Source organism: Pseudoalteromonas sp. ECSMB14103, from assembly GCF_000813065.1.
In the GTDB taxonomy this organism is placed as follows: Bacteria; Pseudomonadota; Gammaproteobacteria; order Enterobacterales; family Alteromonadaceae; genus Pseudoalteromonas; species Pseudoalteromonas marina.
On the sequence record NZ_JWGY01000017.1, the window covers coordinates 42,273 to 48,910 of the forward strand.

4 protein-coding genes are annotated in these 6,638 nt (G+C 38.7%); all 4 read left to right on the forward strand.

The window, feature by feature from the left end; genetic code table 11:
* The first annotated feature begins 199 nt into the window (after window positions 1-199).
* Window positions 200-2,422: a TonB-dependent receptor gene (locus RF53_RS18720; protein ID WP_039038543.1), complete on the forward strand. Its 2,223-nt coding sequence runs from the start codon at window positions 200-202 to the stop codon at window positions 2,420-2,422.
* Window positions 2,423-2,574: 152 nt separating this feature from the next.
* Entirely contained in the window at window positions 2,575-3,696 is a 1,122-nt protein-coding gene (locus RF53_RS18725; RefSeq protein ID WP_039038544.1) for a 4-phosphoerythronate dehydrogenase, read from the forward strand.
* Between the two features lie 45 nt (window positions 3,697-3,741).
* Window positions 3,742-4,758 carry an aspartate-semialdehyde dehydrogenase gene (locus tag RF53_RS18730; protein ID WP_006793896.1) on the forward strand — a complete coding sequence of 339 codons (1,017 nt, stop codon included), beginning with the start codon at window positions 3,742-3,744 and terminating at the stop codon, window positions 4,756-4,758.
* Window positions 4,759-5,108: 350 nt separating this feature from the next.
* Window positions 5,109-6,638, forward strand: a 1,530-nt coding sequence (locus tag RF53_RS18735; protein WP_039038545.1) for a FimV/HubP family polar landmark protein, incomplete at its 3' end; no start/stop codon positions are given.

A 6,638-nucleotide genomic window follows, 5' to 3' on the forward strand; every position in this document is an offset into this window, starting at 1 on the left:
TAGCTGCAAGGTGTTAGCTTTTCCTCCATTAGGTACGTTTTTACTTTTATCAAAAAATAAATACATAAATTCACAATTGTGTAATATAATGCCCTTCCAGAGGAAAGATGCTACCACGCATCTTTTTTTATGCCCAAAACTTACTGGTTGCACCAGTAAATGCATAATAAATAATTTACGGTATCCTTTGGAGAATATTTTGAAACTACGCAAACTCTCACAGTTAAGCCTAGCAATAGTTGCTGCCCTGACTACCTCAGTAAACGCTGAAGAAACCAAAACAACAGCAAAGCAAGATGCGTTTGAAAAAATTGAAGTTACAGCTCGTAAACGTACAGAGAGCTTGTTTGAATCTCCAACCGCTATCACATCAATTGGTGCTAACTTAATTGATAAAGCCAATATGAGTAACCTTGAAGATATTGGTAAATACGTCCCTAATCTAAATATCACACGTTACGGTGTAGGCAATGCAGCCCATGCTTCTGTATTTATCCGTGGTATTGGCTTACAAGATCACATTATTACTACTGACCCAGGTGTGGGTGTATACCTTGATGGGGTTTACTTAGGTCGTCAAATGGGGTCTAACTTATCATTACCAAATGTTGAGCGTGTTGAAGTACTGCGCGGCCCACAGGGTACCTTATATGGCCGTAACACGTTAGGTGGCGCAGTAAACGTTATTACAAAACAGCCGGGCGATGAAGGTATTTTAACAACGTCTGCAAAGTTAGGTAGCCGTGGCCGTATTGCAGGCGATGTGTACTTTAATAACTCATTAAATGATGAGTTAAGTATGTCAGCAAGTGCGTCATACAAAACACGTGACGGCGTTGGCGAAGCAGTAAATCTAGCGAACCCAGAAAAAGAAATTGGTGAAGAAGAAGAGTTTAGCGGCCGCGTAGCCCTTAAATGGCAGGCTAATAGCGATTTAGCGTTTACTTTTTCACTTGATGGTGTTGATAACGAGTCGGGTCAATCTCCTTACACTATTGAGTTAACTGAGCCGCTTGATGCAAATAATGTATTTAATGGTGACTTCCCTTTATTAACACAGGACATGATCCCATCAGACCCTGATGATCTAGGCACTACCGTTGCTGGTATTGAATCTACGTCTTACTCAGGGTGGGGTACGTCATTTACTGCTGATTGGGCAATCGATGATACGTACACATCTAAATTTATTTCAAGTTACCGTACTTCTGAATATGAAGGTGGTCTTGATGATGATGCATCACCACTTAACTTATCTGAGTTCCCTGAAGAGGGTGGTGCAGACCAGTACTCGTTTGAAATCCAGCTAAATGCTACATACGATAATATGGACTTTGTATCAGGCCTTTACTTCTTTAATGAAGATGGCTTTACACGTTCTGGTCCATTTGTATTTAGCCCATTCAACACACCTAATGGTTTATTAAACGATGGTGTTACACCTTCATTTGGTGGCTATGGTGACTTTGAAATAAACCAAGAAACAAATTCATACGCTGTATACTTTAATACAAGTTACGATTTAACAGATGATTTAAGTATTGGTGGTGGTCTTCGATACTCAAAAGATGAGAAAGATGCCGATGCGATTTTTCCTACATTTGCTGAACGTAAATACGTAAGTGCAGAGTTTGATGCTGTGACGTGGGATATTAATGCATCTTACCAAATCAGTAACAACATGAACGTTTATGGTCAAATTCAAAAAGGTTATCAAACTGGTGGCTTCCCACCACGTCCATTTGGTGGACCTGATCAGTTTGTATCGTTCGACGAAACTAAAGCCGTAAACTACGAAATGGGTTTAAAAGGCCAAGTACACGAAAACGTATCTATGATGCTAGCGGTATTTGTTACTGATTACACTGATTTAGCACTTCCGTTTTCAGACCCAACAGCGGGTGGTGGTTTTGTAACTATTGTTGAAAATGCGGGCCAATCAAAAGCGCAAGGTATAGAACTTGAAACCACCGTTGCAATTACTGACGACTTTACAATAAGAAGTGCGGTAGGTTACTTAGATTCAGAGATCACTGAGGTTGATGCGGGTGTTCAAGGTATTGGTAAAGGTGATTCACCGGCATTAACACCTCGTTGGACTGTAATGGTTGCCCCATCATACTTTATGGATTTAGACAGTGGTGCAACGGTTGCACTAAATGCTAATTATTCATACCGTAGTGAAATGCAAGGTCAGTCAGTTTATAGCCAGAGTGAAACGATTGATTCGCGTGAGCTAGTTGGCTTTAATATTTCTTACACTAACGCATATGGCGATATGGAAGTAACACTTTATGGCGAAAACGTACTGAATGAAGTATACGATGTAGGTCGTTTACAGCAATCAGGGTTTGTTGGTGTTATGAGAAGTAATGACCGCAGCGAATTTGGTTTAAAATTCAAAAAAGATTTTGAGTTATAAACTGAAGTTTGCGTAAAAATACAATGTAATTTAAACATTATATTTTATTTTGCTAAAAAGGCCGGATCAGTTTTTGATTCGGCCTTTTTAGTTTGTGCAAAGGTCTGGTTGTTCGATACAATAGCGCCCTAAATTGCCAAATGGACTCTGTGATGAAAATTCTTGCCGATCAAAACATGCCTTTAGTTGAGCAGTACTTTTCAGATTTTGGTGAGGTTGAGCGGTTTGATGGGCGTAACTTAAAACCTGACCAACTGATAGACGTAGAAGTATTACTCACGCGATCTGTTACCAATGTTACTAGTGAGCTATTAGCAAAAGCGAATAAATTAAGCTTTGTTGGTACTGCGACTATTGGTATCGATCATATTGATACAGATCTTTTACAAGACAAAAACATCGCTTTTACAAGTGCTCCAGGGTGTAATGCTGTTGCTGTTGCAGAGTACGTTATTAGTAGTTTATTTGCATTAAGCCAAGAAAATGCCCGCCCATTAACAGGCCAAACTATTGGCATAGTAGGGGTCGGGAGTATTGGCAGTTGTTTGGCTAAAAAGTTAAAAGCATTAAATGTAAAGCTGCTTTTGTGCGATCCATTAAAACATGCACAAGGGTTATTGAATGAGCATGTAGAGTTAGATGAACTACTTGCACAATCAGATGTTGTAACTTTCCATGTGCCACTTTTTAAAAAAGGGCCACATAAAACACTTCACATGATGGATAAAGTAAGGCTTAACGCCTTAAAACCGGGTACTACGATAATTAATGCTAGCCGAGGGGATGTTATTGACAATAGTGCTTTACTAGATTTAATGGAAGCAGGGGCTGATTTAGATTTAGTGCTTGATGTGTGGGAAAATGAACCTAATATTTTAACAGACTTACTTGCACATGTACGCTATGCCAGTGTGCATATTGCAGGCCATACACTTGAAGGCAAGGCCAGAGGCACACAAATGCTTTACCAAAAGCTGTGTGAGCTTAAAGGCGTTGAGGCTTCAAAATCTTTAACCGATTTTTTGCCCGTACCAGCTATAACGCAAGTGGCTATTGCTGAGAGTTTTACAGAGCAAGACATCGCACGCTTAGTGCACACAATTTACGATGTAAGAAGGGATGATGGGATTTTACTTCGTCATCTAGAGTCGTATGGTTTTGATAGTTTACGTAAAAACTATCCTGTAAGGAGAGAATTTAGCACCTTAACCGTTAAAGGTGATGGCTCGCAGTTAGCTGCCTTAGGTCAACTTGGTTTTAAACTAACCAACTAATTATTAATTTAACGGTGTTTTAATATCGTTTAAAGAGGAAAAAATATGTCGCAAAAATATAACGTTGCCGTACTTGGTGCTACTGGTTTAGTAGGACGTCAAATTATCGAAACTTTAGCAGATCGTAAATTTCCGGTTGATCAGCTATTTTTGCTTGCGAGCAGCCGCAGTGCAGGTGAAGACATTAAGTTTCGTGGTGAGACAATTGAAGTACAAGACGTTGAGGGCTTTGATTTTAGCCAAGCGCATATTGGATTGTTTTCTGCCGGTGGGAGCGTCTCAGAAAAATATGCCCCAATTGCAGCCGATGCAGGTTGTATAGTTATTGATAATACCTCGCATTTTAGAAATGATTTTGAAATACCCCTTGTCGTACCTGAAGTAAACGCCTCAAGTCTTGCCGACTTTAGAAATCGTAATATTATTGCAAACCCAAATTGTTCGACTATTCAAATGATGTTGGCACTAAAGCCAATTTACGACGCGTATGGTATTGATAGAATAAATGTATCAACTTACCAAGCGGTATCAGGGGCTGGGAAAGAAGCTGTTGATGAGTTAGCAAAGCAAACAGCTAACTTGATGAATGCACGCCCAATGGATAATGAAATATTTCCTAAGCAAATAGCCTTTAATGTTATTCCGCAAATAGATAGCTTTGAAGATAACGGCTATACCCGCGAAGAAATGAAAATGGTAAACGAAACGCACAAAATATTAGGTGATACAACAATCGCAATAAACCCAACGTGTGTGCGTGTTCCTGTGTTTTTTGGTCATTCTGAATCTATTAATATTGAAACACGTATGCAATACGACTTCGAACACGTTAAACAGCTGTTAAATGATGCACCAGGCGTTGAGCTAATTGACGATGAAGGTGATTATCCAACAGCGGTTTCCGATGCCAGTGGTAACGATACTGTATATGTTGGCCGTTTGCGCGCTGATATTTCACACCCTCATGGCCTAAATATGTGGGTTGTTAGTGATAATACCCGTAAAGGTGCTGCAACCAATAGCGTTCAAATAGCTGAAGAGTTAATAGAAAATTATATGTAACATTTTTAAATGTTAAGCACTCTTTAAAAGCGGTAAGCACTATGTGTTTGCCGCTTTTTGTTTAAATAGAGTGCCACTTTTTTGCCGTTTTTTATAATATTTAATAAAGTTACTGATAATACTCAATAAATTAATATTAAAAATGTGTTGTTAAGGCATTTCTTTTCAATGTGTTGCAATGGATATTGTGCCCTAAGTGGTTTATAGTTTGTAATTGGAATAGAGCTTGCAACAAAAATAGATTGTAATAACAAATGTGAGTCAGTCATTAGACTGATAAGGCAAGAGTAATCAATGTTTACGCACCTATTTAAGAGTGCTTTGTAACATTTAGACATTAAAGGATCAGCATGCGCGGTTTGGCTATACTTATAATATTAGCGTCTGCACTGGTAGTAACGCCTGTATATACACAAGATAGTACCCAATTAAAGGGGCCTAAAGGCGTTGACTATGGTGCTCAAGGGCGGTCTATTGGTCCGATTAAACCCACCGATACACTTTGGCGCATAGCCGTAAAAGTGCGTCCAGATAACTCTGTAAGTATTTATCAAGTTATGCAGGCCTTGTATAACAAAAACCCCGACTCATTTTTAGATCAAAACCTCAATCATATGCGAAGTGGGGCCTATTTAAAAATACCCACTTTATCTGAAATTAGACGTGTGAATACTCAACTAGCTAGGCAGCGTTCTGAGCAAGATGACGAGCTATGGGAAAAGAAAAAAAACGGAACACTTACACAAACTGAAATAACATCAGCTCAAACACAAGTTACACAAGCGCGTAAAGTTGATGTAGACGACGCCAAAAAAGAGTTACAAAAAGAAATAAAAGAAATCAAAACCGACCAAACTAATAAATTAGTTGAGTTACAGCAACAGTTTAAAAGTTCAGTAACAAATGTTGAAGAGATTTTAGTTGAGAATAATAACCTTAAAAAACAGCTGACTGGAATTTCTAAAGAGCTCGAAAATGTTCGCCAACAATTAGGGCAAGATAGTGAAATACAGCTGCAGCTAAAGGAATTAATACTTAAACAAAACGAAATAATTGCCCAGCAAAAAGCTAAAGAGGTTGAACCTCAAAGCAGTTTTGACTTACTAGCCTTGTTGTCAAACCCTATTGTGCTTGGGCTGTTAATGTTCATTCCCGGATTATTGATTATCTTTGCAATTGTTATGTTTCTTCGCAAAAGAAAAGGCAATCAAGAAGAGTCTCAAGCAGATGATGAATTTTTACCGCAAACTCCAACTTATTCTAATGAGGATGACTTAGCAACTGATCCACTTGATGACCCAATCATTCCAGATCCATTGGATGACTTGAGCGTTCAATTAGATGATCACCTCGAAGGTGACATGCTTCCAGATGATGATTTATTAGAAGATGACTCAGACGAACTTGATGATTCAGATAACTTACTTGATCAAGACGAGTTAGAAGGCCTTCTTAGCGACGATATTGTTTTTGATGATGAAAGTGACGAAGACGATGAAGTCGATATTTTCACGCAACAAGGGTTTGACGACAGCGCTGATGATAGCTTGGACGATATTGATTTAGATTTAGACCAAGAACCGTCTGGCACTGATGATATTTTAAGTAATGATGACTTAGATAGCCTATTTGACGAAGATGACAGCTTACCTGAGTTTGATTCACCAGCAGAAAAAGAGCCACAAAGTGATAGTTTAGAATCTAACGATGAAATGGCAGCATTGAGCGAAGAGCTTGCGACCGATGATTTTGATATAGATGATTTACTTGATCAAACGAGTGCCGAACCAGTAGACACATCTGATAAAAATTCTGAAGAAAGTGACGATTTTGACTTAGACGATATCGACAGCTTAATTGATGAAGCAAATGATGATTCA